This window comes from Massilia eburnea (genome assembly GCF_009720745.1).
Classification (GTDB): domain Bacteria; phylum Pseudomonadota; class Gammaproteobacteria; order Burkholderiales; family Burkholderiaceae_D; genus Rugamonas; species Rugamonas eburnea.
In genome coordinates this window covers 24,730-49,477 of sequence record NZ_WNKX01000001.1, presented here as the reverse complement: position 1 = coordinate 49,477, position 24,748 = coordinate 24,730, and the positions used below count along the sequence as shown (strand labels likewise).

Genomic DNA, 24,748 nt, shown 5'->3' with positions numbered 1-24,748 from the left:
CTGGCAAGTCCAATTAATACATGTAGAACATGCGCTGCAGTTCTTTGGTATTGGAGGTTTTAGTCAGGCCCAGCATCAGCAGGATGCGGGCTTTTTGCGCGCTCAGGGTGTCAGAAACCACGAAATCCAATTCGTCGTCATTTGCTTCGCCATTGCGGGCGACAATGCCATTACCTACACGGCTGGCGCGCACGATAACCGTGCCATTCTTGCGGGCTGCGGCCAGGTCAGGTTTTACTTTGGCGGCTACGCTGCCATCACCGGTGCCGGCATGGACAATACCCTTGGCGCCAGCGGCGATAAAGGCGTTCAACGCGACCGGATTCATATTCGCATAGCCATAAACGATATCGACTTGTGGCAGGGCGCTCAGGTTCGAAATATCAAATTCGGTTTCGACGGTATGTTTGCGGGTCGAGACGTGATAGAAGTGCGCTTTTGGACCCTGCACATAGCCCAGCATGCCCAGTTCCGGCGTCTTGAACGAGTCCGGGGTCGAGGTATTGGTCTTGGTGACGTCGCGTGCTCCATGGATCTGGTCGCCCAGCGCTACCAGCACGCCTTTGCCAACTGCTTCCGGGCTGCCGGCGATCAGGACCGCGTTGTACAGGTTGATCGGACCGTCAGCAGACAGTGCGGTACCTGGGCGCATGGCGCCGACCAGCACGACTGGCTTGCGCGACTTCACGACCAGGTTCAGGAAGTAGGCGGTCTCTTCCAGCGTGTCGGTGCCGTGGGTGATCACGATACCGTCTACGTTCGGCTGCGCCAGCAAGGTGTTGACACGCTTGCCGAGGGTCAGCCAGTGTTCGTTCGTCATGCTTTCGGAAGCGATCTGGAACACTTGTTCGCCGGTGACGTTCGAAATCTTGGACAGTTCCGGCACTGCGTTTATCAATTGTTGGACGCCGACGGTCGCGGCGGTGTAGCCGACAGTGGTCGTGGAAGTGGCGCCGGAGCCGGCAATCGTGCCGCCGGTGGCAAGGATCGTGATGTTTGGAAGCTTCTCTGCATGAACACTGAATGCAATTAAGAAGGCAAACAGGGTCATAATGAAGTGTTTGGCGGTGCTGCGGTACATGAGTTCTCCTGTGGTTGTTTTATGAGAATGTTGCGCATGGTACTAGATTTGGTGCAACATGGTTATACTTCTAAGCAAGGACAATGCCAGTGGAAACAGACGAACTAAGCCTCGCTGTAGTCATGGAGCGCAAACCATTGAAGAGCAACTGGCAGCCATTCCAGTGGTTGCCGGCGGAGGTCGTGCTGTCGCCTATTCCCGCGGGCGCGCCGCGCTGCTTGCGGGATGATCCTTCCGCGACCTTGTGGCTTTATCCCGGCCTGTCGACGCGCTTGTATTCCGACGAGGCGGAGGGCTACTTCCTGAATCTTGATTCCGGCGCGCCTTGCTGGTTCATCATGTGGCGCATGGAGGGGGAACTGGCCGTGCCGCAGTTCGTGACCTTGTCCTATAACGAAGCCGCACGGCTCATGGACGGCGGTGAGCAGGTAGACACCTTGCCATTGCCTGCGCCAATCATGGAGAAGCTGGGCTCTTTTGTCGTGGAATACTATCGCCCGGAGCCCAAAGGCAAGCGCCGCCGTCCATCATTCGAAGGCGGCGCCGCGGTACAGCAGATGGCGCATGACGAGGGAGGGCGGCGTCATGGCCGCTGAAACTTTCTTTGCCCGCTGGTCGCGCGTCAAAGCGGAGGCGCAGTCGGGCGCCGATTTGCCTTCTGCCGAATCGCCCGAGCTGCCCATCGCCGAAGATCCCGAAGCCGAACGCCCTGCGCCAACGCTCGAACAGGTGGGCCAGCTGACGGCGGATTCCGACTTCACCCCGTTCATTGCACGCGGCGTCGATGAGACTGTGCGCCGCGCTGCGCTGAAAAAGCTGTTCTCGGATCCACACTTCAATGTGATGGACGGGCTGGATACCTACATCGACGACTACAACAAGTTCGAACCCCTGACGCCATTGATGGTGGCAGCCCTCAACCACGCCAAGGACTTTATCGCGCGCGAGATCGCGGCGGAAGAAAACGATGAGCCAAAAGACGAGGATCTGTAACTGCAATAACACCATGCCGTTGGACGGCGCCGCAATCGGCAGCGCATTGGGCGATGGGGCGCTGCCAGTGGCCAGCCAGTTATGCCGCCGCGAAGTCAATCAGTACCTTGAAACCCTGGAGGGAGCGGAGCGCATCATCGTCGGCTGCACCCAGGAAGAACCGCTATTCCGCGAGCTGGCGGAGATGAAACCTGCAGTGGCGCCGCTGCGCTTCGTGAACCTGCGCGAAACCGGTGGCTGGAGCGAGGAGGCGCGGCACGCCATGCCCAAGATGGCCGCTTTGCTGGCCGCTGCCCGTCTGCCCGATCCGGAGCCGGTGCCGGAAGTCGAATACGGCTCGGAAGGCCGCGTATTACTGGTCGGCCCTGCACGGCGCGTGCTTGCGTGGGCACGCAAGCTGGAGCGCCAACTGCAGGTGAGCGTCCTGCTCACGGATGGCGATGAAGCCGCGCTGGCCGGCCACGCCTGGCCAACCTTTAGTGGCAGCGCGCCGCGCGTGAAAGGATGGCTGGGCGCTTTCCAGGCCAGCTGGCAGCAAACCAATCCGATCGACCTTGAGTTGTGCACGCGTTGTAACGCTTGCGTAAAGGCGTGCCCGGAAGGCGCCATCAGTCTCGCATATCAGGTTGATCTCGCTGCCTGCACTTCGCATCGCGATTGCGTCGCGGCTTGCGGTGCGGTGGCGGCAATCGACTTCGAGCGCATTGACAGGGACCGCAGCGGCGAATTCGACCTGGTGCTTGACCTGCACGATGAACCGCTGCTGCGCATGCACCAGCCGCCGCAAGGCTATTTCGCGCCGGGCGCCGATGACGCTGCGGCCGCCCTGGCTGCACTGCAGATATCGGAAATGGTCGGCACGTTCAGCAAGCCGCGCTTCTTTCAATACAAGGAGAGCATTTGCGCGCATAGCCGCAGCAGGCAGCCGGGCTGCAACGCCTGTATCGATATCTGTTCGGCGGAGGCGATTTCCAGTGCTGGCGACCATATCAAGGTGACGCCGCAACTATGCGCGGGATGCGGGGCTTGCACGACGGTGTGCCCGTCCGGCGCGCTGACGTATGCCTGGCCGCGTGCGAGCGATTTCGGTGAGAAGCTGCGTACCTTGCTGGCCACTTACGTCCGTGCCGGTGGCGTGCGCCCTGCGCTGCTGGTGCACAGCGAAGAGGAGGGCGGCGGGCTGGTGCGGCAGCTCGGGCAGCTTGCGGCGGCTGGCGCGGCGCGCGGCGTTCCGGCGCGCGTGCTGCCGGTCCCTGTGCATCACGTCGCATCGGTGGGCATGGACTTGTGGCTTGCAGCCGTCGCCTACGGCGCAGCCGACGTGGCCGTCCTGGCGACCGGCGGGGAAGCGCCGCAATACCTTGATGCGCTCACGGCACAAATGGAAATCGCGCAAGCGATCATCGACGGCTTGGGCTATCACACCGTGCGGCTGCACTTGCTGCGTACGCGCGACGCCGAGGAGCTCGATCGCGAACTGCAGCGCTTTGTCTTGCCGGGGCGGCCGGCCGCCATGCCTGCGGCGGCATTCCACGTTGCGGCGGCAAAGCGTGAGACGCTGGACTTCGCGATCACGCATCTCGCGCAGCATGCGCCAACGCCGCAGGACTGCATAGCCCTGCCACCGGGCGCCCCCTTCGGCGCGGTTGCAATCGACACGGACAAATGCACGCTGTGCATGGCCTGCGTCGGCGCCTGCCCCGAATCGGCCCTGACCGACAACCCGCAGATGCCCCAGCTGCGCTTCACGGAAGCGAACTGCGTGCAGTGCGGCCTGTGCGTGAATACGTGCCCGGAACAGGCGCTGGCGCTGCAGCCGCGCCTTGCGATAGGTGCTGCGGCAAAGCAGGCGCGTGTCATCAACGAAGCGCAGCCTTACCACTGCATCAAATGCCAGAAACCGTTTGGCACCTTGCAAATGGTCGAAAACATGGTCGCCAAGCTCGCCGGCCACGGCGCCTTCGCCGGCAACATCGAGCGCTTGCGCATGTGCCCCGACTGCCGCGTCATCGACATGCTGCAGCCCGAAAAAGAAGTCACCATCTTTGAGGTAAAACGCTGATGACCGAAGACGAAGAATATGCACGCTCCGAACTGTACGGTGTGCTCTCCATGCTGTTCTACGGCCCGCCATCGCAGGCGGTGCTGGACCTGATCGAAGGCGCGGCCATTGAAGGAGACGGCGTGCTGGCCGATGCCTGGCGCGGCCTGCAAACCGCCTGCAGCCAGACCGATGCCGAACGCGCGCGGGATGAATATGAAGCGCTCTTCATCGGCGTCGGCAAGGCGGAGATCATGCTGTATGGCTCGTATTACCTGTCCGGCTTCCTGATGGAGAAACCGCTGGTGGCCTTGCGCAGCGACCTGGCGCGGCTGGGGCTGGAACGCTCCGAACACCTGTCCGAGAGCGAAGACCATTTCGCCGCCCTGTGCGATGCGATGAGGCTGCTGCATGGCAGCATTGCAACACAGAAGGAATTCTTTGGTTCCCATATCCAACCATGGGCGAACCAGCTGTTCGATGCGATCGACGCCCATCCCCGGGCGTCGTACTACCGCGCCGTCGGCGGACTGGCGCGCAGCTTCGTCGAAGTCGAAACTCAGGCGTTCGATATGGACTAGCTTGCTGCAATGTTAAATTATTTGTGCTAGTGTAAAAAGACTAACTGTTGTTGGCTAAGGGAGACCAAGATGTCAACCCAATCCAAACCTGGAAGACGGTCATTCTTCACCGGCATAGGGGCCCTGGCCGCTGCCGGTGTCGCTGCGAAAATGGCGAGCAGTCCGCCCGAAGCGACGGCGCCTGCGGAAGCCGAGCCACCTCCCGGCGACGGCTACCGCCTCACGGAACATATCAAGAAGTACTACCGCACCACCAAGATCTGAGTGGAGGGCAAGATGATGCTCCTGACACGTAAAGGGCCGGCAGGCCCTCGTGCGCCTGGCCGATTCGCAGCGAGCCTGGAGGGCAGCCTGGCGCGCGCCCTGCCAACCATGGACCGGCGCGCCTTCCTCAAACGCTCCGGCATCGGCGTCGGCATCGGGCTGGCGGCGGGGCAGCTTTCGCTGATGCGCAAGGCGCAGGCGAAAGAACCTGCCGCTGCTGGTAACGATAGCAAGCCGGTGGTGCGGCGCACCGTCTGCAGCCATTGCTCGGTGGGCTGCTCGGTGGACGCGGTGGTGCAGAACGGCATCTGGATCCGGCAGGAGCCGGTCTTCGATTCGCCGATCAACCTTGGCTCGCATTGCGCCAAGGGCGCCGCGCTGCGCGAACACGGCCACGGCGAGTTCCGGCTCAAATATCCCATGAAGCTGGTGAATGGCAAATACCAGCGCATCAGCTGGGACCAGGCCCTGCAAGAGATTTCAGCCAAGCTGCTGGAGTTGAAAAAGAAGGATGGGCCGGATTCGGTCTTCTTCGTCGGCTCCTCCAAGCACAATAACGAGCAGTCGGCACTGTTGCGTAAATTCGTCTCCTTCTTCGGCACCAATAACTGCGACCACCAGGCGCGCATCTGCCATTCCACCACCGTGGCGGGTGTGGCGAATACCTGGGGCTATGGCGCCATGACCAACAGCTACAACGATATGCAGAACGCCAAGGCGGCCATGTATATCGGCTCCAATGCGGCGGAGGCGCACCCGGTCTCGATGCTGCACATGCTGCATTCGAAGGAAAACGGCTGCAAGATGATCGTGGTCGATCCGCGCTACACGCGTACCGCGGCGAAGTCGGACCAGTACATCCGCATCCGCTCTGGTTCGGACATACCGTTCCTGTACGGGATGCTGTGGCATATCTTCAAGAACGGCTGGGAAGACAAGGAGTACATCGCCGCCCGCGTCTACGGTATGGACAAGGTGCGCGAGGAAGTCGCCAAGTGGACTCCCGACAAAGTCGAGGAAGCTTGCGGCGTGCCGGAAGCGCAAGTCCTGCAGGCTGCCGAAACGATGGCCAAAAACAGGCCCTCCACCGTGGTCTGGTGCATGGGCCAGACCCAGCACTCCATCGGCAATGCGATCGTGCGCGCATCCTGCATTCTCCAGCTGGCGCTGGGAAACGTAGGCAAGAGCGGTGGCGGCACCAATATCTTCCGCGGCCACGACAATGTGCAGGGGGCGACCGACGTCGGCCCCAATCCGGATTCGCTGCCGGCCTATTACGGCCTGGCTGCCGGCGCCTGGAAGCACTGGTGCGCCGTGTGGGGTGTGGATTACGAATGGGTCAAGAGCCAGTTCGCCTCGCAGGCCATGATGGAAAAATCCGGCACGACGGTGTCGCGCTGGGTTGATGCGGTGCTCGAGAAAAATGAACTGATCGACCAGGACAGCAACGTCAAGGCAGTCATTTTCTGGGGCCATGCGCCAAACTCGCAAACGCGCGGGCTGGAAATGAAGAAGGCGATGGACAAGCTGGATCTGCTGGTCGTGATCGACCCATATCCATCCGCCACCGCCGCCATGGCTGCAATGAAGGTGGATGGGCAGCAGCTTAACGCCAACCGTGCAGTCTACCTGCTGCCGGCGGCGACGCAATTCGAAACCTCCGGCTCGGTGACTGCCTCCAACCGCTCGGTGCAATGGCGCGAAAAGGTGATTGAGCCGCTGTTCGAATCGCGCACCGACCACATGATCATGTACCAGCTGGCGGAAAAGCTCGGCTTCGCCAAACAGCTTGTCGCCAAGATCAAGCTGGTGCCTGGCAAGGGCAATATGATGGAGCCGGAACCGGAAGACATGCTGCGCGAGATCAACCGCGGCAGCTGGACCATCGGCTACACGGGCCAGTCGCCGGAGCGGCTGAAGGCCCACATGCGCAATATGCACATGTTCGACGTGAAGACTTTGCGCTGCAAAGGCGGCAAGGATGCGGAGACCGGCTACGACCTGACGGGCGATTATTTCGGCCTGCCCTGGCCTTGCTATGGCACGCCGGAACTGAAGCATCCCGGCTCGGCCAACCTGTACGACAATTCGCAGCACGTGATGGATGGCGGCGGCAATTTCCGCGCCAATTTCGGCGTCGAGCGCGACGGCGTGAACCTGCTGGCGGAAGACGGCTCGTATTCCAAGGGTTCAGAAATCACGACCGGCTATCCCGAATTCGACCATGTGCTGCTGAAAAAGCTGGGCTGGTGGGACGACCTGACCGAGGACGAGAAGAAGGCGGCCGAGGGCAAGAACTGGAAGACCGACCTGTCGGGCGGCATCCAGCGCGTCTGCCTGAAGGTGCATGGCGTGCACCCGTTCGGCAACGCCAAGGCACGTGCCCTGGTGTGGAATTTCCCTGATCCGGTGCCGCTGCATCGCGAGCCTTTGTTCGGCACGCGGCCGGACCTGGTAGCCAAGTACCCGACGCACGACGACAAGAAAGCCTTCTGGCGCATGCCGACGCTGTACAAGACCGTGCAGCAGAAGGCAGTCGACGACGGACTGGCGAAGAAATTCCCGATCATTCTCACGTCCGGGCGGCTGGTGGAGTACGAAGGGGGCGGGGAGGAAACGCGTTCCAATCCCTGGCTGGCGGAACTGCAGCAGGAGAACTTCGTCGAGATCAATCCCAAGGCAGCGTCGGACCGCGGCATCCGCAACGGCGAGTACGTGATCGTGTCGACGCCGACCGGCGCGCGCATCAAGGTGCGGGCGCTGGTAACGCCGCGCGTGGGCGTCGATACGGCCTTCATTCCTTTCCACTTCTCCGGCTGGTGGCAGGGCAAGGACTTGCTGGAGTATTACCCGGAAGGGGCGGCGCCTATCGTGCGCGGCGAGGCGGTCAACACTGCCACAACCTACGGCTATGACTCGGTCACCATGATGCAGGAGACCAAGACGACCATCTGCAATATCGAACGCTTCGTGGGCTGAGGAGATAGCCATGGCACGGATGAAATTCATTTGCGACACGGAGCGCTGCATCGAATGCAACGCCTGTGCGACGGCATGCAAGAACGAGCACGAGGTGCCCTGGGGCGTGAACCGGCGCCGCGTGGTGACGATCAACGACGGCGTCATCGGCCAGGAAAAATCGGTCTCGGTGGCCTGCATGCATTGCTCGGATGCGCCCTGCATGGCGGTCTGCCCGGTCGACTGCTTCTACCGCACAGAAGAAGGCGTGGTCCTGCATAACAAGGATGCCTGTATCGGCTGCGGCTACTGTTCTTATGCCTGCCCATTTGGCGCGCCGCAGTTCCCGTCGAACGGCACGTTCGGCTTGCGCGGCAAGATGGACAAGTGCACGTTCTGCGCCGGCGGGCCGGAAGAAAACGGCTCGCAGGCCGAATTTGAAAAGTATGGCCGCAACCGGCTGGCCGAAGGCAAACTGCCGGCCTGCGCGGAAATGTGCTCGACCAAGGCGCTGCTGGGCGGCGATGGCGATGTGGTGGCGGAGATCTTCCGCACCCGTGTGGTCACGCGCGGCAAGGGCAGCGAGGTGTGGGGATGGGGCACGGCTTACGGCAAACCGGAGGCTAAGTCATGAAACTTTATTTGATAGCGCTGCTGGCGCTGGCGGGTTGCGGCGAAGTGTCGCAGTCGAAGCAGGGCAGTGCGGTGAATCGCGGTGATGAGCCGGCGTACAAGGGCGCACACGATGCGGAAGTGGCCAAGGGCTGGACGCCGGGCGACAAGCTGGCCTGGGAGCGCCAGGTGCGCGAACGCGGACAGCTCCAGAATGAGTACGTGAAGACCAACCGTTAGGGAGGCTTGCCATGAAACGATGGTTGGCAATGCTGGCCGTGGCGCTCGCCGCCGGCACCTCGCTCGCCGCCGATGCTCCCGCGCTCGGCCCGCAAAGCGCCCCACCAGCAGCCGGGCAAAGCCCCGCGCCGGGTAGCGCCGCCGCACCGGCCAAGGACGGCGCAGTGGCAAGCGCCGCGCCGCCGCGCGTCGAATCGATCGACATCCTCAAGCAGAACCAGGCCGAACGTTCGCGCGACCAGCCCGGCAACAACGCGCCGGTATGGCGCAAGGTGGTTTCCGGGGAAGCGAACTACAGCAGCCTGCCATATCCCGAATCCGGCGTCCTGATCCAGCCCAAAGCGCAGTATCCCGGGCAGCCGCTCCCGGTCACCGCCGGCGAGGCCTGGCGCCGCTTCCGCAACGGCCCGATGATCAGCATCGGCGGCTGGCTGATACTTGGCGTACTCGCCATCCTGGCAGCGATGTATTTCGCTAAAGGCCCGATCAAGGTCCATTCACCGCCGACCGGCCGCAAGATACAGCGCTTCACCCCAGTCGAACGCTTCGTGCACTGGACAACAGCCATCACCTTTGTACTGCTGGCGCTCTCCGGCCTGTGCATGATGTTCGGGAAGTTCCTGCTGATGCCGGTCATCGGCCATACGCTGTTCGGCTACCTGACCTATGCGCTGAAGACGATCCACAACTTCGTTGGCCCGCTGTTCACGGTCTCTATCATCGTCACCTTCGCCATCTTCGTGAAGGACAACTTCCCGATTGCTGCCGACATCACATGGCTGGCGAAACTGGGCGGCATGTTCGGCAAGGGCCACGCCCCGGCTGGCCGCTTCAATGCCGGTGAAAAGCTGTGGTTCTGGGGCGGCGTGACTTTGCTGGGCCTGGCCGCCAGCGGCTCCGGTTTCGTGCTCGACAAGCTGGTGCCGAACCTGGAATACACCCGCTTCCTGATGCAGGGCGCCAACCTGCTGCACATCACCTGCACTGTGCTGATGATGGGGTTTGCGCTCGGCCACATCTACCTCGGCACGATAGGCATGCAAGGCGCCTACAAAGCCATGCGCGAAGGCTATGTGGACGACGCCTGGGCGCGCGAGCACCACGATATCTGGTATCAGGAGGTGGTGGAAGGCAAAGTGCCGCGCATGCGCGCCCCTGAACACGATGGCGAGCCCGTCCCGCCGCCGGCGCCCAAGACCGTTTGAGGAGCAAGCGATGATGAAGTCCCTGATTACCCTGGCGCTGTTTGCTGCCTGCGCCGCACAAGCCAAGCTGCCCGTACCTACGGAAGAGCAGAAAGCTGCCGCTGCCGCCGCCAAGGACAAGCAAGCCTGGACCGATAAGGTCGCCGCCTACAAGCTCTGCCTCGCGCAGGACCGCGTCGCTGCCTATTACTTCAAGACCAAGGGAAGCGGCAAAAAGCCATCCGCAACGGCGACCCCATTGCCGTCTTGCACCGATCCAGGGCCCTATGTAGCCCAGGTGGCTGCGACCCACGAGGTCGGCGTGGCCGATGCGAAGCCCGTTCCCGCAGCAGGCGCCAAGAAGTAAGCAAATGAAAAACCCGCCGCAGCGGGTTTCCACGGGGGGATGTGGTTGCGGCTTAGCCCAGCTTGTCGTTGGACTTGCGGCGGGACGCCAGGCCTAGCAGGCCTACGCCAACCAGCAGCATCGCATAGGTAGCTGGTTCTGGAACCGGAGCAGCCAGGTTCAGGTTACCGGCATAGGAACCGCCCATTCCACTGATGGCGGTGCTGCCTGTGACCGTGAAACCGTAGTTACCGGACATCAACGCGTCGATCGGGAAGAACTCGATGCCGCCCGAGGTGTTGAACGTGGTGCCCAGGTCAGTGTGGCTGTCGTCGGCATTGACCCTGAAGAACTGGATGCCAGTTATGCCATAGTTTGCCAGTCGGGAACCATCGAACCAGGTTTTGCCCACCACGGCGGTACCACTCGCATAGCTGGCATTGGTGTCCACCGAGAACAGGTAGGTATCGATATAGTCCCCAGGCGATGCGTGGAGCGCGCCAAAGATGGCGTCGCCCGCAGCGTCAAAGCCCAACGTGGTTTGCGCCATGGCGCCGGAGCTGGCGAACAGCCCGGCGGATAGCATCAGGGTTCCAGCTACCTTGCTTAGTAACGCTTTCTTCATGTTAATACCCCTTGAGATAGTGTTGTTGTGAAGGTGAAGCGGTTGTCAGCGCGCAAGAGGTTGCCCGGTCATATCGTCAGTGGCCTGCTGAAAACATAACCTTTCCTGCTTGCCAACGCTGACCAATATAGCCCACCCCTTTTTGTCGATATTTCATTAATGAAGTGTGTATGTTTTCGAGCGAACAGTCCCTGGCGGCGCTTGCGGGGCACTGCCCAAATTTGAAAATCCGTCAAGCGATAAATTTTTCAGTGCTCGAGCCTGCAAGCCTGGCGCGACACATTTCGTAGGCCGATTCCGACAGGAACAAGAGCCGAACTGACCGAGGAATTGTTCGCAAACGCACCGTTTGCGGGAGGGTGGAGAAATAAGATGGAACCGTGATTGAAGCGAACTAAAAAGCAGAATACGGAGGCCTATCATGACCCAGACGAACCACCCATCCAAGTATGTGGTACGGGAATACCTTGAACGCCGTTCGCAAGCAGTTAAGCCACCTCCATCGCCAGAGGAGATTCGCCGTCAGCTGGGTTGGGGCTTGATGCTGTTCGAAGCGAAAATGGAAACTGGGCGTTAGGCCCCCGTAACCTCCCCGTGACCCGCCGCCCGGCGGGTTTTTTTTCGCCGTTCGCTGAAAACTTCGCCGTTCACCGAACCGCCGCCGCCATTCACCGAACAGCGGTTTCGCCGCCGCGGGCTCCCCGATAAAGTTCACCCATCCAATCAACGGGGAGCAAGAAATGAGCAAGAAGATGGAAAGCCGCAGCCAGCTGCTTTGGGGCTTGATTGTGGTCGCGGTGGGCGTGCTGCTGCTGACCGACATCCAGGTCCCGCCCATCGGCATGTGGTGGCGTTACTGGCCCTTCCTGGCCATGGCATTCGGCGCCCTCAAGCTAATCCCTCCGACTACGCCAAGGCATGTGGTGGATGGCCTGTGCCATATCGCCTTCGCCGGCTGGTTCTACGTTTCGTTCGAACACTTGTGGGGGCTGACCTTCCACAACAGCTGGCCGATCCTGGTCATCATTGCAGGCATCTGCATGCTGGCCCAGCCAGTTGTGATTAAATACACCGCCGATAAAGAGGAGAAGTAAGATGAGAATGCGCAATCGCCGCTACCGCCAACGCAATACCGCAACGCAGATGCTGGTTGGCGCCGGCGTCATCCTGGCCGGTTTCCTGTTCCTGATCGATAACCTGGGCTGGATCGACCTCGACATGCGGGTGCATTTCTGGCCCTTCATCCTGATGCTGGTTGGCGCCTCGACCCTGGCGCAAGCGCCGCGCCGCGGCAGCGGGGCAGCAGTGGCCGGCATCTTCATGATTGGCTTTGGCGCCGTCTCGCTGCTGAAAGGCCTGGGCCTGATCTACATCAGCTGGCAGACGCTGTTCCCGATCGGGATCATCGGCCTGGGCTTGATGATGGTGTTCCGTGCCCACAAGCGCAGCCAGCAAGCGGCCGCCGGCAGCGAAGAGGCGAACGGGCTGGTGGACGACACTGCCATTTTCTCCAGGAGCGAAGGCGCGACCGGTGAGCGCGTGCTGGACCAGACGGCCATCTTCGGCGGCGTTCATTGCAAGGTGACGACCCAGGACTTCCGCGGTGGCGACCTGACCAGTGTGATGGGCGGCATCGACCTGGATATGCGTACCGCATCGATGAACGGCGTCGCTGTGCTGAACGTGTTTGCCCTGATGGGCGGTATCTCGATCAAGGTGCCGACCGACTGGACGGTGGAACTGGAAGGCACGCCTATCCTGGGCGGTTTTGAAGAGAAGACCATGCAGCCCAAGGATGCCAGCAAACGCCTGGTGGTGCGTGGCACCGCCGTCATGGGCGGCGTGGATATCCGTAACTGATGCAGCGCGTCTTGAGCAGCCGAAGCGGCGTCCTGCTGTACCTGACGGTATGGCTGCTGCTGGGGCTGGGCTTGGGCGGTGCGGTGGCGCAGCTGGGCGACGAGCCCTGGCTGCGCGCCATGCTGTTTGCAGTGCCGGTCACGCTGCTGTTTTCCGTCGGCGCCGGCTTTTCGGCCTATTACATGTGCAAGGCCAACCCGCTGCGCGAACGCAGCCCGGCCGTGATTCTGGTGTCGACCTTGACCGCGGCGGTATGGGCAGGCTTCCTGTGGGTGTTCCTGATGCGGGTGTGGAATATCGCCGCCGAATCGTTCGGCGCCACGGGCATCAAGGACAGGCCTCAGCTTACGGCCTTGCTGTTCTCGCTGGGCGTCCTGATGTACGGCCTGCTGGCAACGCTGAATTACCTGCTCGGTGAATTTGTCCGGGCCCGCCAGGCGGAGCAGCGCGAACTGGAGTCCAAGCTGCTGGCCCGCGACGCGGAATTGCGCATGCTGCGCACCCAGATCGATCCGCATTTCCTGTTCAACAGCCTGAACTCGATCAGCGCGCTGACTTCCATCGACGCCAAGCGCGCGCGCGACATGACGCAACGCCTGTCTGACTTCTTCCGCCAAAGCCTGGGCATCGAGGCGCAGGGCAAGATTACGCTGGAGGAGGAGGTGCGCTTGATCGGCCATTTCCTGGCGATTGAAAAAGTGCGTTTCGGCGCGCGGCTTGAGGTGGAGCAGGAAGTGGATGAATCGGCGCTGCCATGCCTGCTGCCGCCGATGATCCTGCAGCCGCTGGTGGAAAACGCTGTCAAGCATGGCATCGGCGGCTTGGCGGAGGGCGGTACGGTGCGCATCGACGCGCGCCGGGAAGGCTCGCTGCTGAAGATTGCCGTGGAAAACGATACCGACCCGGACACGCCGCCCCGTAAGGGCAACGGCATCGGCCTGGTCAATGTGCGCGAGCGGCTGGCGGCGGCCTACGGCCACGAGGCCAGTGTGCATTGCACACACGAGAACAATCATTACCGGGTAGCCCTGATGCTGCCTGCTGAGACGAAGGAGCCCTGAATCATGCGCGTCATCATTGTCGATGATGAAGAATTAGCCCGCGGCGTCCTGCGGGAGTACCTGCATGCCCATGCGGACGTGGAGGTGGTGGCGGAATGCGGTAACGGCTTCGAGGCCGTGAAGGCGATTGCCGAACTGGAGCCGGATGTGGTGTTTCTCGACATCCAGATGCCCAAGCTGGATGGCTTTGAGGTGGTGGAGCTGGCCGGCAGCAAGCCGCATTATGTGTTCGCCACCGCTTATGACCAGTACGCGCTGAAGGCATTTGAAGTCCATGCCATCGATTACCTGCTCAAGCCTTATCCGCAGGAGCGGCTGGACCAGGCCCTGGCGCACGTGCGCACGCGGCTGGGCGCCGAACGGCCTGCTGTGGCGCAGATGGCGGCCGAGGCGGCAACCCGCAACGGCCCGCTGGAGCGTGTGCTGATCCGCGATGGCGCGCGCGTGCACGTGATTTCGGCGGAGCGCATCGACTCCATCGAGGCGCAGGACGATTACGTTGAGATCCTGGCCGAGGGCAAGCCGTACCTGAAAAACCAGCGCCTGTCGGAACTGGAAGAGCAGCTGGACCAGACGCGCTTCGTGCGCCTGCACCGCTCATGGATCGTCAATGTCGAGCGCATCGAACGTATCGAGCAGGTCACCAAGGATAGCCACTGCGCGGTGCTGAAAGATGGCCGCAAGATCCCGGTCAGCCGCAGCGGCTACCAGAAGGTGAAAGGGCTATAGATTCCGAGTATTATTGTTTCGAAAATTTTCAGTCCACACACGGAATCAGTCATGAAATCGACACAGCTCACCCGCGGGCGTGGGAAACGGCTCATGTACATTGAGAACAAGGACGGCCTGCTGGCTGGACAGCCGGCGTGGATTGGCTGGGCTACGTTTTCGAAGACCGGGCGAACCGTCTATTACAAAAGGCGATCACTTCGGTCGATTGCCGGTGGCTGCATTCGCGGCAATTTCATGGACTGCGAAACTGGAGAAGAGTATTGGGTTTCGGGCGTCAAGACACGAGGCTCAAACGTACACCGTGCAGCGCTTGGAATAGCCCCCGTCGTGGATGATGACGCAAAGCTTGAATATGAGCGAATCACGTCGCGATGAATTCCGCTGACTTCCCATTGCTGGAAACCGAACGCCTTCTGTTGCGCGAGATCGTGCTTCCGGATGCTGCTGCGCTGTTTGCGGTGCATGGAGACGGGGAGTCGATGAGGTGGTTTGGTTCTGACCCGCTGCCTGACGAGGCGGCAGCGGTCAAGCTGATCGAACTCTTTGCGGGCTGGCGGAACTTGGCAAATCCCGGCACACGCTGGGGCCTGCAAATCAAAGGTGAAGATCAACTGGTGGGAACCTGCGGCCTGTTCGCCTGGCAGCGCAACTGGCGCCGCTGCACCGTGGGCTATGAATTACATCCCCGCGTGCGTGGAAACGGCTACATGCGTGAGGCATTGGGCGCCGTTTTGCAATGGGGCTGGGAACATATGGAACTGAACCGCGTCGAGGCTCAGATTCATCCTGATAATGCTGATTCCTTGCGCTCGGCCGAAGCCCTGGGCTTCAAGCGTGAAGGCTTGCTGCGCCAGGCTGGATACTGGGCCGGCAAGCATCACGACCTGGTTCAGTACGGCTTATTGCGCGAGGATTGGTTGGGCTGATTGCCGGGACGCCGCCCGTTGGCGGCGAGTGACAATGTGTGAGACATGGCGGGCATTGTTTTCCATATACTTGCCACATGAAAAAAATAATTCCCTTGTTGATCGCAATGGCTGCCGTGCCTGCGCATGCGCAGCTCTATAAGTGGACGGATGCGGGCGGCAAGGTCCATTATTCTGATCGGCCGCAAGATGGCGTCAACTCAAAGGAACTTACGGTGCAGCGCCCAGCGCAGCCGGCAGTTCCAGCGGCACCGGCAGCCGACGATTGGCGCCAGCGCGAACGCGAGTCGCGTGAACGAAGGATGCAGCGTGAGCAGGCAAACGATGACGCTGCCGATGCTGCCGCGCGCGAGCCCTATAATCCGAGCATGCACCGCTCCAACAAGCCGATGACCGATGACGAAGTCTGCACGCGTGACGCGCAGCAGATTGCGTATGCTGAACAGGCCAAGAAAATCAGTTTCAGGCAGGGTGTGGTGGCAACCGAAGAGGAACGCCAGGCTGTTATCCGCCAGCGCAAGGAGAACCACGCCTTGCTGTGTGGCCCAGGCCAGCGCAGGCGTTAAACATGCCGGCCACAAAACCACGTTCCGTAACAAACCGCAGGGGGCGATATTGAGCTTGGGCAGCGACTAGCCGGAAAAGTTCTGCGCTTCGACATGCCACCAGGCGGGCAGCAGGGCCTGGATCTCCGGGCGGGCAAAGCGGTCGTCGATCAGGTGGACGGTGCCGCGGTCGCTGGTGGTGCGGATCACGCGGCCGGCGGCCTGCACGACTTTCTGCAGGCCGGGGTAGAGGTAAGTGTAGTCGTAGCCGGCGCCAAAGGCCGCTTCCATGCGGGCTTTGATCTGCTCGTTGACCGGATTGATCTGCGGCAGGCCGAGGGTTGCGATGAAGGCGCCGATCAGGCGGTCGCCCGGCAGGTCGATGCCTTCGCCGAAGGAGCCGCCCAACACGGCAAAGCCGATGCCTTCGCCGCCGGCGCGGAAGCGGGCGAGGAAGGCATCGCGCGCTGCTTCATCCATGCGGCGCTCCTGCCGCCACAACGGAATGTCCGGGTGCCGCGCGGCGAACAGGTCGGCCACCTTTTCCATGTAATCGAAGCTGCTGAAAAAGGCCAGGTAGTTGCCGGGCTGGCGCTGGTACTGTTCGCCCATCAACGCGGCGATCGGGATGAGCGAGCGGCCGCGGTGCTGGTAGCGGGTCGAGATGTGGCTGGCGATGTGGACTTGCAGCTGCTGTGCGTCGAACGGGGAGGCGACGTCGACCCAGGCCGTGTCCGCCGGCATGCCAAGCGTGTCGGCGTAATAGTTCCATGGGCTGAGCGTGGCGGAGAACAGGGCCACCGCGTGCGCTGCCTCGAAGCGCTGCTTGAGGAAGGGGGCCGGCAGGATGTTGCGGATGCAGAGCACGGAATTCACGCGCCCCGCAGCGGCGCCGCGGCCACCGTCGGACTTTTCGATGTCGAACAGCGAATGCTCGCCGAAACTCTCGGCAAGGCGGCCAAATAGCAGGGCGTTGAAATAGAAGTCCAGTACATCGGCGTCGAACCAGGCCGGGTGCTCGGACATGTAATCGCCAATTTCCGTGCAGGCCGTTTGCAGCGCCGCCATGAACTTTTCGGGCAATACGGCGTGGCTGGCGTATTCGGCTTCCTGCGCCTTTTCCAGCGCGCTCCATTGCCGATGCACGCGGTCCAGCGGCTTGCGCAGCGCTTCCGGCGCGGTCTTGCGCAGCACGCGCAGGCGCACGTGGTCCATTTCGGCGGAATACATCTTGCGGGCGCGCGAAATCATGTTGTGGGCTTCATCCGCCAGCACGCTGACCTTCCAGCCGTTCATCTGCGTCAGGCTGTACAGCATGGCACTGATGTCGAAGTAGTAGTTGTAGTCGCCCACCACCACGTCGGCCCAGCGCACAAGTTCGCTCTGCAGATAATACGGACATACCTGGTACGCCAGCGCGACTTCGCGCACCGAGGCGCGGTCCATCATGTTCTGCTGCAGGGCGGCGGCACGGGCGGCGGGCAGCCGGTCGTAGAAGCCTTGCGCCAGTGGACAGGATTCGCCGTGGCAGGCCTTGTCCGGGTTTTCGCAGGCGGTGGTCTTGGCGGCAAGTTCGAGCGCGCGCAGCGGCAGCAAAGGCGCGCTGCGCTTGATGGTCTCGACCGCGCCCAGCGCCATGCTGCGGCCACTTGTTTTGGCGGCCAGGAAGAACACCTTGTCGAGGCCATGCTCGGCGCTGGCCTTCAGCATGGGGAAGATGCTGCCGATGCTCTTGCCGATGCCGGTCGGCGCCTGCGCCAGCAGCGCGCAGCCGCGCGCGCTGGCCTTGAACATCGCTTCGGCCAGTTGGCGCTGGCCGGGGCGGAAGTCGGCGTGCGGGAAGCGCAGCGTTCGCAATTGCCCGTCGCGTGCGGTACGGTGCGCCAGTTCCTGCTCGGCCCAGGCGATGAAGCGGCCGCATTGTTCTTCAAAGAAGGCGCGCAGCGTGGCGGCATCCGCCTCTTCGGTCAGCACGGTTTCCTTTTGCGTGCCGATGTCGAAGTAGACCAGGGCCAGGCGCACGGCCGGCAATTCGCGCGCGGCGCAAAGCAGGTGGCCATATACCTTGAGCTGGGCCCAGTGCAGGATGCGGTGGTTGGCCGGCTGGCGCGACAGGTCGCCGCGGTAGGTCTTGATTTCTTCGAGCTGGTTCTGGCGCGGGGCGTAGCCGTCGGCGCGGCCGCGCACGTGCAGCGGGCCGAAGTCGCCGGACAGGCTCACTTCGCGCTCATAGCCTTCATCGCGGCGGCTGGTGACGATGGCGTGGCCTTCGATGCCCTCCTGCGCGGTTGGCGTGGGCGTGAAGCGCAAATCCAGGTCGCCTTGTTTGGCGGTGAATTCGCACAGGGCGCGGACGGCAATGGTGTAGCTCATTCTTCCCATGCCAGGTAACAGACCGAAACTGGCATGCCGTGCTCGGCGCAGTAATCGATCCAGCGCAGCTGGTTGTCCTGCAGGCGGTCGCCCGGCCCTTTGACTTCCACCATCTGGTAGCGCTTTTCGTCCGGCCAGAAGCGGATCAGGTCGGGGAAGCCGCTGCGGTTGGCCTTGATGTCGAGCAGGATGCGTTCGAACCACAGCTTCAAATGGGCGGCGGGAATGCAGTCCAGCGCCAGGCCGAGCAGCGCTTCGTCGATCGCATCCCAATACACGAAGGGCGACTGCAGGCCTGCCTTGGCGGCGAAGTTGGCGCGGATGGCGTCGCGGTAGCTGCCGTCTCCCAGCCTTGCCATGCAGGTTTCGAACAGCGCGGCGCGGCGGCGCTGGAAGTCGGCGCTGTGCAAATCGGCCGGGCCATGATGGAAGGGATGGAAGAAGGCTCCCGGGATGGCGGCAAACACCGCATCCCAGCACAGCAGGCCAAACAGGGAATTGGCCAGCGCATTCTCCACATAGAAGCAGGGCGCTTCGTCTTGCCACAGGTGGTCGCGCACCACGCCTTCCACCCACCATTCTTCGGCCGGCATAGGCAGCACCAGGTCGATGCGTTCGACCGGCGTTGGCTTGTGCGCGGGCTCGCGCATATGCCCCAGCTTGCGGCGCAGGCGCGGTGCAATGCGCAGCAGCTGCTGGCGTTCGGCCTCGCTTTCCGGCGCGGCTTGCGCGCGCTGCAGCCATTCGTAGGCCAGGCCAAGGCGCTCGTCCTTTTCCAGCACGCGGATGGCGCGGGCGCGGGCGCCGGGATAGGCGCATTGCTCGTACAGCTCGAAGGCGCCGGCCCAGTTGCCCAGCTTTTCCAGCTGCTGGCCAAACTGGAACAGCATCTTCTGGCGGCGGCTGAGCAGCCATTCATTGTCTTCGGCCAGCGCGGGCAGCTCGCGCGCCAGCAGCAGCGGGTCTTCTCCCTCCGAAAAGCGTTCGCGGCAGGCATGCAGGGCGAGGTAATCGTCGATGTCGCGGCGTGAACGGAAGCCGCGCGCCGCTGGCGAAAACTCCACCTTTTCGTAGCGGTAGATGCCCAGGTTGGACAGCACGAACTCGGACCAGTCCTGGTGGAAGTTCCCGAAAAAGATCAGGCGCAGCCGGTCGCACAGGGGCTTGGACAGGATGTGGTAGACCTGGTCCCCGGCGTCGGCATACCAGGTGGTAAAGCGATGGCTGCCTTCGTGGCGTTCGCGCAAGGCCTCCAGCTGCTCGGCCTTGCGCGCGCTGCGTTCGGCGCCGCTCAGGGCGAAGACGCGGGTGATTTCGGGCTTTTGCAGCAGGTCGAACAGCTCGTCCAGCGTCAGCTCCGGGTCTTGCACCAGCCAGCCTTGCTCGACCAGCGGCGCGGCGGCGCTCATGGTGCAGCCGATCTCGGGATAGCTCAACTTGGAGGCGCGGAACAGCTCACCCTTGCGCATCACCATGCGCACGAACAGGGCGCGGGATGGCTGGGGCAGGGTGGGGAAACTGGCGAGGAATCCGGCTTCTTCGTCGGTCAGCAGGTCGCTATAGCGTTCGCCAATCCAGTGCAGGACCTGGTGGAAGTTGTCCAGGTAGTAGAACGGATTTTCAAGGATCTGGTTCATGCAGGCGAGGCGACGCGAAAACTGTATTTATATACAGTATAACGCGTCCCCCGCCGCATTGTCACTTCTTGGAAGCGGCGTTGGCTTTTTCCACCTGCTGTTCGAAGGCGGTGACGGCGTCGCGCGTGGCCTGGGTCACCTGTTCATAGCCTTTGAAAGCGTTTTCGATGGCGTTTTTGACAATTTCCACCGCGTTGTCCGAGCCGGGGCGCACGTTCTTGGTCACGTCGTAAATCAGGGCGCTCAGGTTGGATTTTGCTTCGGCCAGGTGGGCATCGGCCGCTTTGTGGAAGTCGTTCGACATTTCCGACAGCAGGGCGCCCAGCTGCTGGTTGTAGGCGTTCGTAGCGGCCATGCCGGGCTGCAGGCGGGCGTTGATCACGTCCAGCGCTTCTTGCGGCGTGACGGAGGCATTGACCTTGCGGCCGGCTTCAATCTGCTCGTCCAGCGCCTTGCGCGCCGTGGCAATGTTCAGTGCGACCGCTTGCTCAACCCCTTGCATGGCGCGGTTGGTCAGGGTGTTGAAGGTCTCCAGCTGGAATTCAAACAGTGTCTTGGTGGCGTTGGCGAACTGCTCGGGATTCTGAAACATACGGTCTCCTTGTCGTTGTGGGATGGCGTTGCTTCTTGCTTTGACTTCATTATTGAGGACGCACCAACTTTTCGCAATGGGCATCTTTGAATGGACCAGCCATTTGCACCCAGCCCTTGCCCAGCGGGGTTTGCGAGCAGGCGCGCTGGCCGTCGATGCGGCTCTGGTACAGGTACCACCAGGCGGGGCGGGCGAAGGCGCCAGTGGCGGCGATCGCGGCGCTGGCGGCCAGGAACAGGAAGGCGAGGCGTGCTTTCATAGCGGGGCCGTGGCAGGTATGCGGATGGTGAAGGTGGCGCCCTGGCCGGGCGTGCTGGTCACGGTGATGTTGCCGGCCAATACCCCGGTGACGATATTGTGCGTGATGTACAGCCCCAGGCCGGACTGGCCGGACCCCAGCCGCGTGGTGTAGAAAGGGTCGAACACGCGCCGCAGGTGGTCGGGAGCGATGCCGGCGCCGTTGTCCGCCACCGACAGCAGGATCTCGCTGCCCACGGCGCTGGCGGAAATCGTCACGCAAGGCTCGCCGCCCGGCGTGCTGAAGGCGTGCACGATGCAGTTGTCGACCAGGTGGCCCACGGCCTGGCTGAGGGGGCCGGGATAGCTGTCCAACTGGAGGCCGGGCACCACGTCCAGCACCAGGTTGGGGCGCGGCTGCGGCAGGCTGGCCCACAGCGGCGCCAGCATGTCCTGCAGCAGCTGGTCGAGGAAAAAGCGGCGGCGCTGGGCGTCGGTGGTCTCGACCGCGATCTGGCGGAAGCTGGCCACCAGGTTGGCGGCGCGCTGCAGGTTGCGCTGGATGATGTCCCCCGCTTCGCCGGCGCGCGCCAGGTAGTTGTCCAGTTCCGAGCGGCGGATGCCTTCCTTCACCTGGGCGCTCAATTGCGCTGTGTGGTCGGCCAGGGTGGAAGCGGTAACCAGGCTGTTGCCGATCGGGGTGTTCAGTTCATGCGCCACGCCCGCCACCAGCGAGCCGAGCGCGGCCAGCTTGTCGCGCCGTACCAGTTCTTCCTGCGTCATGCTGAGGTTTTCCAATGCCGCTTGCAGCTCCTCGTTGGTCTGCTCCGCGTGCTCCTTGGCGCGCGACAGTTCGGCGGTGCGGGCCTCGACCAGTTCTTCCAGGTGGCTGCGGTGGCGCTGCAATTCCGCTTCGCGCCGTGCGCGTTCGATGGCGATGCTGGCCAGGTGGCTGGCGACGCCGATCAGGCGCTGCTCGTCGGCGTCCGGATGGCGCACGGTGCGGTAGTACATGGCGAAGGAGCCCAGCACCTTGTGCTCGTCCTGCATGATCGGCATCGACCAGCAGGCGCGCAGGCCGTAGTCCTTGATCAGGTCCAGGTAGGGCGCCCAGAGCGGATCGTGCTCGATATCCGACACCACGACGGCTTCGCGGCGGTGCATGGCGGTACCGCAGGAGCCGACGCCGGGGCCGATCGCCATGCCCTCCAGCAGCTCGGCGTAGGAAGCGGGGAGGCTGGGGCAGCAGCCGCAATGCATATGCACGCCGTCCTCGTCGAGCAGCATGACGGAACACAGCACGCCATCCGACTGCGACTCGACCAGCTGCACCAGCTTATGCAGCGTGTCCTCCAGCGGAACGCCGCGCGCCATCATTTCCAGCAGCCTTTCCTGGCCCACGCGCAGGTCTTCGGCACGCTGGGTGCCTGTGACGTCGACAAAGCGGACGTGGAACAGCCTGCGGCCAGGCTTGGCGATGCGCACGCCGCGCGCGTTGCAGTCGATCAGGCGCCCGCTGCTGTGGCGGAAAGTCAGGCGGTGGACGCGCAATTCGCCGGCCAGCACGCTTTGCATCATGGCCTCCATCTGCCCCCGCTCGCACAGCGAAGACAGCGGGGAGGACAGCAATTCCAATGCGCTGCGCCCCAGCATCTGCTCAGCGCGGTGATTCAGGTCGATGGGGCGGCCGCTGTCCAGGTCCAGCAGCATGACGGCGTCGGGGGAGGCTGCCGCCATCATGTGATAGTTCACTTCCAGGTCGAAGCCGCCGATACGCTGGCCCTTCAGTGCGAACAGGACATGGTCGACGACGCTGGTGGTGGCGAGCGGCAGCGAGAAATACCCGTCTGCCCCGGCACGGGCCGCGCGCTGCTGTTCGTCTTGCGTGGGGCGGTGCGACATCAGCAGTACCGGAATGCGGCGGTCGGGCGCGGCCTGCGTCAGCTGGCCGGTCAGTTCAAGGTCGGCACTGCCGGCCAGGATGGTATCGAGCAGTACCAGGACGATGCCGCCGTCGCGGGCAAGCTGCAGCGCATGTTCGCCGCTGTTGACCGATTCAACCCGGTACTGGTGCCGGGCGAGCGCCAGCTCCAGCGCCGCGACATCGAGGCTGGAACTGCTGGCGACCAGGATGGTGTTGTTCTGCTCCACGCTGCAAGTGTATTACACCTGCGGCGCAACAATGCGCGGCATGTTGTCTTCGATCCAGTCGACCAGCACTTCCAGGCGTTCCGCGACCTCGCGGCCAAGGGGCGTCAGGCTGTATTCCACATGGGGTGGGATCACGGGCAGGGCGGTGCGCAGCACAAAGCCGTCGCCCTCCAGCGCGACCAGGGTCTGCGCCAGCATTTTTTCGCTGACACCGCCCACTTCCTTGCGCAGCTGGCTGAAACGGTGCATCCCGCCCAGGAGCACCACCAGCACCAGGACGCCCCAGCGGCTGGTTACATGGCTTAATACCGCCCGGGATGGGCACTCGGGGGCCAGCACATTGGCAGGCCTTGTGGCGCGGCTCGATAGCGCGGCGCGCAGCGATTTTGAAGTTTTTTCCATACTTACCAAAAAGTACGTACTTACGAAAAGTTAGTGTTGGTCCTATTATAGCCCTACATCGTTTTCAACCAAGGAGAAAAACATGATCGTCGTAACTGGCGCCACGGGCGCATTGGGTCAATTGGTGGTGGAAGGCTTGCTGGAGAAAGTGCCGGCGGCGCAGATTGTGGCAGCCGTGCGGGATCCGGCCAAGGCGGCGCACCTGGCGGCGCGTGGCGTGCAGGTCCGCCGCGCGGATTATGAAGATCCGGCTAGCCTCGATGCTGCCTTGGTAGGCGCGGAACGGGTGCTGCTGGTCTCCGCCAACGTGGTGGGCAAGCGCACAGCGCAGCACCGCGCCGTGATCGACGCGGCGAAACGTGCGGGCGTCAAGCTGCTGGCCTACACCAGCATCCTGCGTGCCGACACTTCGCCGCTGAAGCTGGCGGAGGAGCATGTCGCCACCGAGGCGGCTATCCGCGACAGCGGCCTGGCGTATTCCTTCCTGCGTAATGGCTGGTATTTCGAGAACTTCAACAGCCGTATCCAGGGCGCCGCGCAGCGTGGCGACATGGTGGGCAGCGCAGGCGAGGGCCGTATTTCCGCCGCCGCCCGCGCCGACTATGCCGCCGCTGCAGTGGCCGTGCTGACGGCCGCTACGCCGCAAGCGGTGTACGAGCTGGCAGGCAGCACCTCGTTCACGCTGGCGGAACTGGCTGCCGAAGCATCGCGCCAATCCGGCAAGCCGGCGGTCTACCGCAACCTGCCGCAGGCGGAGTTTGCCGCCGTGCTGGCCGGCGTGGGCGTGCCGGCGCCATGGCCTGATTTGCTGGCTGATTCGGATGCCGGCGCAGCGCGCGGCGGCCTTTTCGATGACGGGAAAGCGATGGAGAAGCTGATTGGACGCCCAACCCGCAGCGTGGCGCAGGCCGTGGAAGCGGCACTGAGCGCCTGACCCAGCCCGGAAATGAAAAAAGCTCCCCGAAGGGAGCTTTTTGCGGAATTCTTGGTGCCCACGGAGGGACTCGAACCCCCACACCTCGCGGCACATGGACCTGAACCATGCGCGTCTACCAATTCCGCCACGTGGGCACTGGTACTGCATTCGTTTCAGAAGATAGCGTTTGGTGCCCACGGAGGGACTCGAACCCCCACACCTCGCGGCACATGGACCTGAACCATGCGCGTCTACCAATTCCGCCACGTGGGCGCTGTCTTCTTCAACTCTCTGTTGCGGTGTTGTGTGCAACAGAGGCACGCATATTAATGGCCGAAGCAGGATTGGTCAAGGACTAATTGATTTTTTCCTGCAACTTTCTGATTTTCCG

General features: G+C 62.6%; 26 protein-coding genes and 2 tRNA genes. 18 read left to right on the top strand and 10 right to left on the bottom strand.

Going from position 1 to position 24,748, the window contains the following annotated elements:
* Nucleotides 1-13 precede the first annotated feature (13 nt).
* Nucleotides 14-1,051 (bottom strand): type II asparaginase, encoded by a 1,038-nt coding sequence (locus tag GM658_RS00250; protein ID WP_229416718.1) that lies wholly within the window; start codon nt 1,049-1,051, stop codon nt 14-16.
* A gap of 113 nt (nt 1,052-1,164) precedes the next feature.
* On the opposite strand from GM658_RS00250, the gene GM658_RS00245 reads away from it, so the two are divergent.
* The 10 genes from GM658_RS00245 to GM658_RS00200 all read left to right on the top strand — a co-directional run bounded on the left by GM658_RS00245 (nt 1,165) and on the right by GM658_RS00200 (nt 10,321).
* Nucleotides 1,165-1,677: a DUF3305 domain-containing protein gene (locus tag GM658_RS00245; RefSeq protein WP_155452012.1), complete on the top strand. Its 513-nt coding sequence runs from the start codon at nt 1,165-1,167 to the stop codon at nt 1,675-1,677.
* Nucleotides 1,667-2,074 carry a DUF3306 domain-containing protein gene (locus tag GM658_RS00240; RefSeq protein ID WP_170298613.1) on the top strand — a complete coding sequence of 136 codons (408 nt, stop codon included), beginning with the start codon at nt 1,667-1,669 and terminating at the stop codon, nt 2,072-2,074. The genes GM658_RS00245 and GM658_RS00240 overlap by 11 nt, the downstream gene beginning before the upstream one ends.
* Nucleotides 2,049-4,136, top strand: coding sequence for a 4Fe-4S binding protein (locus GM658_RS00235; protein WP_155452010.1), 2,088 nt, complete (start codon nt 2,049-2,051; stop codon nt 4,134-4,136). The genes GM658_RS00240 and GM658_RS00235 overlap by 26 nt, the downstream gene beginning before the upstream one ends.
* A complete protein-coding gene (locus GM658_RS00230) occupies nt 4,136-4,696 on the top strand; it encodes a TorD/DmsD family molecular chaperone (protein ID WP_155452009.1) in 561 nt (186 codons plus the stop codon). Before GM658_RS00235 ends, GM658_RS00230 begins: the two co-directional genes overlap by 1 nt.
* A gap of 69 nt (nt 4,697-4,765) precedes the next feature.
* Nucleotides 4,766-4,960: a hypothetical protein gene (locus GM658_RS00225; RefSeq protein WP_155452008.1), complete on the top strand. Its 195-nt coding sequence runs from the start codon at nt 4,766-4,768 to the stop codon at nt 4,958-4,960.
* Nucleotides 4,961-4,975: 15 nt separating this feature from the next.
* On the top strand, nt 4,976-7,939 hold the full coding sequence (locus tag GM658_RS00220; protein WP_155452422.1) for a formate dehydrogenase subunit alpha: 2,964 nt from the start codon (nt 4,976-4,978) through the stop codon (nt 7,937-7,939).
* Between the two features lie 10 nt (nt 7,940-7,949).
* On the top strand, nt 7,950-8,552 hold the full coding sequence (fdh3B, locus tag GM658_RS00215; RefSeq protein ID WP_155452007.1) for a formate dehydrogenase FDH3 subunit beta: 603 nt from the start codon (nt 7,950-7,952) through the stop codon (nt 8,550-8,552).
* The gene (locus GM658_RS00210) at nt 8,549-8,770 is read left to right on the top strand and encodes a hypothetical protein (protein WP_155452006.1); all 222 of its coding nucleotides are present in this window, start codon (nt 8,549-8,551) and stop codon (nt 8,768-8,770) included. Before fdh3B ends, GM658_RS00210 begins: the two co-directional genes overlap by 4 nt.
* A gap of 11 nt (nt 8,771-8,781) precedes the next feature.
* Nucleotides 8,782-9,975 carry a formate dehydrogenase subunit gamma gene (locus tag GM658_RS00205; RefSeq protein WP_155452005.1) on the top strand — a complete coding sequence of 398 codons (1,194 nt, stop codon included), beginning with the start codon at nt 8,782-8,784 and terminating at the stop codon, nt 9,973-9,975.
* 10 nt (nt 9,976-9,985) lie between these two features.
* Entirely contained in the window at nt 9,986-10,321 is a 336-nt protein-coding gene (locus GM658_RS00200) for a hypothetical protein (protein WP_155452004.1), read from the top strand.
* 52 nt (nt 10,322-10,373) lie between these two features.
* Here the strand turns inward: GM658_RS00200 and GM658_RS29045 are convergent, their stop codons facing one another.
* Nucleotides 10,374-10,925, bottom strand: a complete 552-nt coding sequence (locus tag GM658_RS29045) for an FxDxF family PEP-CTERM protein (protein WP_211841788.1) — start codon at nt 10,923-10,925, stop codon at nt 10,374-10,376.
* Nucleotides 10,926-11,665: 740 nt separating this feature from the next.
* Between GM658_RS29045 and GM658_RS00190 the strand changes: the two genes are divergently transcribed.
* The 7 genes from GM658_RS00190 (at nt 11,666) to GM658_RS00165 (ending at nt 16,070) form a co-directional block, all read left to right on the top strand.
* Complete coding sequence (locus GM658_RS00190) at nt 11,666-12,019, top strand: LiaF transmembrane domain-containing protein (RefSeq protein WP_155452003.1); 354 nt, start codon at nt 11,666-11,668, stop codon at nt 12,017-12,019.
* A 1-nt stretch (nt 12,020) separates the two neighbouring features.
* Entirely contained in the window at nt 12,021-12,785 is a 765-nt protein-coding gene (locus GM658_RS00185) for a LiaF transmembrane domain-containing protein (protein WP_229416692.1), read from the top strand.
* A gap of 11 nt (nt 12,786-12,796) precedes the next feature.
* Complete coding sequence (locus tag GM658_RS00180) at nt 12,797-13,846, top strand: sensor histidine kinase (RefSeq protein ID WP_308612704.1); 1,050 nt, start codon at nt 12,797-12,799, stop codon at nt 13,844-13,846.
* 3 nt (nt 13,847-13,849) lie between these two features.
* A complete protein-coding gene (locus GM658_RS00175; protein WP_155452001.1) occupies nt 13,850-14,575 on the top strand; it encodes a LytR/AlgR family response regulator transcription factor in 726 nt (241 codons plus the stop codon).
* A gap of 51 nt (nt 14,576-14,626) precedes the next feature.
* Nucleotides 14,627-14,953 (top strand): hypothetical protein, encoded by a 327-nt coding sequence (locus GM658_RS28785; protein ID WP_170298612.1) that lies wholly within the window; start codon nt 14,627-14,629, stop codon nt 14,951-14,953.
* A complete protein-coding gene (locus tag GM658_RS00170) occupies nt 14,950-15,504 on the top strand; it encodes a GNAT family N-acetyltransferase (RefSeq protein ID WP_155452000.1) in 555 nt (184 codons plus the stop codon). Before GM658_RS28785 ends, GM658_RS00170 begins: the two co-directional genes overlap by 4 nt.
* 77 nt (nt 15,505-15,581) lie before the next feature.
* Nucleotides 15,582-16,070, top strand: a complete 489-nt coding sequence (locus GM658_RS00165) for a DUF4124 domain-containing protein (protein ID WP_155451999.1) — start codon at nt 15,582-15,584, stop codon at nt 16,068-16,070.
* A gap of 66 nt (nt 16,071-16,136) precedes the next feature.
* On the opposite strand, the gene GM658_RS00160 is transcribed toward GM658_RS00165, so the two are convergent.
* The 6 genes from GM658_RS00160 to GM658_RS00135 form a co-directional block, all read right to left on the bottom strand.
* On the bottom strand, nt 16,137-18,422 hold the full coding sequence (locus GM658_RS00160; protein ID WP_155451998.1) for an ATP-dependent DNA helicase: 2,286 nt from the start codon (nt 18,420-18,422) through the stop codon (nt 16,137-16,139).
* Nucleotides 18,419-20,059, bottom strand: a complete 1,641-nt coding sequence (locus GM658_RS00155) for a VRR-NUC domain-containing protein (RefSeq protein WP_155451997.1) — start codon at nt 20,057-20,059, stop codon at nt 18,419-18,421. Before GM658_RS00155 ends, GM658_RS00160 begins: the two co-directional genes overlap by 4 nt.
* A 61-nt stretch (nt 20,060-20,120) precedes the next feature.
* A complete protein-coding gene (locus tag GM658_RS00150) occupies nt 20,121-20,651 on the bottom strand; it encodes a phasin family protein (protein ID WP_155451996.1) in 531 nt (176 codons plus the stop codon).
* A 49-nt stretch (nt 20,652-20,700) separates the two neighbouring features.
* On the bottom strand, nt 20,701-20,910 hold the full coding sequence (locus GM658_RS00145) for a hypothetical protein (protein ID WP_155451995.1): 210 nt from the start codon (nt 20,908-20,910) through the stop codon (nt 20,701-20,703).
* Complete coding sequence (locus GM658_RS00140) at nt 20,907-23,039, bottom strand: ATP-binding protein (protein WP_371865003.1); 2,133 nt, start codon at nt 23,037-23,039, stop codon at nt 20,907-20,909. The genes GM658_RS00145 and GM658_RS00140 overlap by 4 nt, the downstream gene beginning before the upstream one ends.
* Nucleotides 23,040-23,051: 12 nt before the next feature.
* A complete protein-coding gene (locus GM658_RS00135; RefSeq protein WP_155451994.1) occupies nt 23,052-23,441 on the bottom strand; it encodes a winged helix-turn-helix transcriptional regulator in 390 nt (129 codons plus the stop codon).
* Between the two features lie 82 nt (nt 23,442-23,523).
* Here GM658_RS00135 and GM658_RS00130 point away from each other — a divergent pair, with 82 nt between their 5' ends.
* A complete protein-coding gene (locus tag GM658_RS00130) occupies nt 23,524-24,375 on the top strand; it encodes an SDR family oxidoreductase (protein ID WP_155451993.1) in 852 nt (283 codons plus the stop codon).
* Nucleotides 24,376-24,427: 52 nt separating this feature from the next.
* On the opposite strand, the gene GM658_RS00125 is transcribed toward GM658_RS00130, so the two are convergent.
* Nucleotides 24,428-24,512, bottom strand: a tRNA-Leu gene (locus GM658_RS00125).
* A gap of 33 nt (nt 24,513-24,545) precedes the next feature.
* Nucleotides 24,546-24,630 (bottom strand) — tRNA-Leu (locus tag GM658_RS00120).
* Between the last annotated feature and the right edge of the window lie 118 nt (nt 24,631-24,748).